The following is a 2,006-nucleotide window of genomic DNA, read 5'->3' as shown; positions in this document are numbered from 1 at the left end:
GAACCCCGCCGCAACGCCTGGTATCCGGAGGCATGGGAGCCGCCCGTCACATCCGCCCCCTCATACGCCACCGTTCCGGCGTCAGCGGTCTCCAATCCCAGCAAGATGCGGGTCAGCGTGGATTTGCCCGATCCGGAACCGCCGATTACGGCCAGGCACTCCCCCGCATGCACCGCAATCGACACGTCGAATAGCACCTGCCGGCGCTCGGACCGCCGTCCGAACCATTTGTCGATATGACTCCCCTGCAGCACCACATCATTCGTCATGCTCATGCCTCGCCTTCGTGTTCTTCAGTGCGTTCGCCGGCCGCCGCGGCGCCCTCAGACGCATCACAGTCCGACCCCGAAGCACTGCCCGACGCCGGGGTACCAACACGCGAGTCGCCGTCAGGTCGCATCGTCCGCAACGTCAGCGCACGGGCCGCCCGGACCAGCCGCGCAGTCCGTTCGTCCTGCGGTGCGGCGAGCATCGAGGCCGTCTCGCCGGTTTCCACCACCGAACCCTCGTCCAGCACCACGCAACGGGTAGTGGCACGCGTCAGCACCGAGAAATCATGGGTGATGAACAGCATCGAAGCGCCCGCCTCATCGACCAGGGACACCAATAGATCCACAATCTGCCGCTGGGTAATCGAGTCGAGCGCCGTGGTCGGTTCGTCGGCCACGATCAGCCGCGGCGAGGTGATCAGCGCGGTGGCGATGCCGACACGCTGCCGCTGCCCGCCGGAGAGTTCATGGGGGAATTTGGCCGCGACGTCGGCCGGCAGACCGACCTTGGCCAGCATGGCGTTCACGCGCTCGACGCGTTCGGAACGGGTCAGATCGTAGTGCAGCCGTAACGGCAGCTCGACCTGCCTGCCCACGGGGAGCACCGGATTCAATGATGCGCCCGGATTCTGGAAGACCATGCCCGTATACCGGCCGCGCAGATCGGCCAGCGTGCGGTCGGCGGCACCGATGACCTCCGAGCCACCGAGCATGACCGAGCCGGCCACCGTCACATCCGGCGGCAACAGGCCCAGCATCGCGCGGGCGATCATCGACTTGCCCGAACCGGATGACCCGATCAGTCCCACGCGCTCCCCATCGCCGATCGACAGGTCGACGCCGTGAACGATCTCCTTGCCGCCGATGGCGATGCGCAGATCGCGAATATCAACGCCCATGGCCGTCCTCCTCCATGCGGGTCGCGCCCGCGGCCCGCCGCAGTTCCGGATTCGTCACCGGGTCGATCGCATCGCGCAGGGCGTCGCCGAACAGGTTCAACGCCACAACCGCCACGGTCACCACCAATCCCGGCCACAGCACGGTCAACGGATACACGGTAATGAACCGCACGGTGGTGGCCAGCGAATGCCCCCAACTGGGGGTGCCCGATGGCACGCCCACGCCCAGATAGGTCAGCCCCGATTCGGCGAGCACCGCGGTTCCCGCGGACAGCGACAGCTGCACCAGCATAACCGGTAGGATATTCGGCACGATATGACGGAAGAACACATACGCGCCCGACGCCCCGTTGGACACCGCGGATTCCACGTAGTCCGATTGCGCGGCCAACAGGGCCTGCGGCCGCGCCACGCGGGCCAGGTTCAGCCCGTATCCGAAGCCGCAGGCGATGACGATCACCGCAATCGAAGCGCCCAACGGCACCGCCAGCACCAGGGCGATCAGCACGGTGGGGATCGAGATCAGCGCGTCGACCACCACAACCGAGGCGCCAGCCAACGGCGTGTGCCGCGACACCATGGCGGCCACGAACAACAGCCCGAGCGCGGCGGCAACCAGCACCGTCAGGATCACGATGAGCAGGTCCGTGCGGGAGCCGGCCATCAGCCAGCTGAACACGTCGGCGCCGGTACCGTCCGTACCCAGCCAATGCTCGGCAGAGGGCGACTGCCAGGTGTGGTAGCCGTCGGTCCGCATCAGCGGCTGCGGCGTCCAGAACAGCGACACCACCGATATCGCCGCCCACAGGCCGAGCACCACCAGCGGGAATCGGCCGCC

General features: G+C 67.2%; 3 protein-coding genes. All 3 read right to left on the bottom strand.

Annotation, left to right across the window (positions count from 1 at the left end):
• Positions 1-275 (bottom strand): ATP-binding cassette domain-containing protein (locus B4C31_RS04770; protein WP_291531550.1); only part of this gene is annotated, 275 nt, incomplete at its 3' end.
• The gene (locus B4C31_RS04765) at positions 272-1,168 is read right to left on the bottom strand and encodes an ABC transporter ATP-binding protein (RefSeq protein WP_291531549.1); all 897 of its coding nucleotides are present in this window, start codon (positions 1,166-1,168) and stop codon (positions 272-274) included. The genes B4C31_RS04765 and B4C31_RS04770, both read right to left, overlap by 4 nt.
• Positions 1,158-1,991, bottom strand: coding sequence for an ABC transporter permease (locus B4C31_RS04760; RefSeq protein ID WP_414631846.1), 834 nt, complete (start codon positions 1,989-1,991; stop codon positions 1,158-1,160). Before B4C31_RS04760 ends, B4C31_RS04765 begins: the two co-directional genes overlap by 11 nt.
• Positions 1,992-2,006: the final 15 nt, after the last annotated feature.

It is taken from the genome of Bifidobacterium sp. UBA4282, assembly GCF_002394995.1.
GTDB classification, from domain to species: Bacteria; Actinomycetota; Actinomycetes; order Actinomycetales; family Bifidobacteriaceae; genus Bifidobacterium; species Bifidobacterium pullorum_B.
Note: the sequence above shows the minus strand (reverse complement) of the source record. Positions and strands in the feature narration are given on the sequence as shown.

Coding starts and splice junctions, on each gene's coding strand:
- B4C31_RS04765 (WP_291531549.1), bottom strand. CDS start 1,168: ATGGGCGTTGATATTCGCGATCTGCGCATCGCCATCGGCGGCAAGGAG.